Below are 492 nucleotides of genomic sequence, written 5' to 3'. Positions count from 1 at the left end.
CACCGAAGGCTTCAGCAAGCCGCTTCCCACGGTCCTCACGGCGCTCGCCATGCTGGTCAGCCTGGGCCTGCTCGGCCTGGCCATGAAGCACCTGCCGCTGGGCACCGCCTATGCCGTCTGGACCGGGGTCGGCGCGGTCGGCACGGTAATCGCCGGGATCGTCCTGTTCGGCGAATCCATGGCATTGCTGCGCCTGGCCAGCGTCGCGCTGATCGTCTGCGGACTGGTCGGCCTCAAGCTGAGCCATTAGACATCCATCGAATATGCTCCGAGGGGTATCGCTTTCCGCAGTTTTATCGCGTACTCTGCGACCACTGTGCTTGCTTGGGTCACAGTGAATCGTGACCTGGTGTGGTAGATCTCGGTCCGCTCATCGCCTCGGCTCCTCGTACTCTTTGCAACTCAGTACCTACCGGCTCGGATATTTCCGTCGCCGCAATCAACTTTGTTTCAGGAGTTACACCATGTCGAATCGTCAGAACGGCACCGTAA

Annotated in this window: 1 protein-coding gene; it reads left to right on the top strand. The window is 60.6% G+C overall.

Annotated elements, in window-relative coordinates; translation table 11 throughout:
* Window positions 1-250 (top strand): multidrug efflux SMR transporter (locus tag EEB15_RS33300; protein WP_141514261.1); only part of this gene is annotated, 250 nt, incomplete at its 5' end.
* Window positions 251-492: the final 242 nt, after the last annotated feature.

Origin of the sequence: Ramlibacter sp. WS9, assembly GCF_003797765.1 — a bacterium.
GTDB lineage: Bacteria > Pseudomonadota > Gammaproteobacteria > Burkholderiales > Burkholderiaceae_C > Ramlibacter.
Note: the sequence above shows the minus strand (reverse complement) of the source record. Positions and strands in the feature narration are given on the sequence as shown.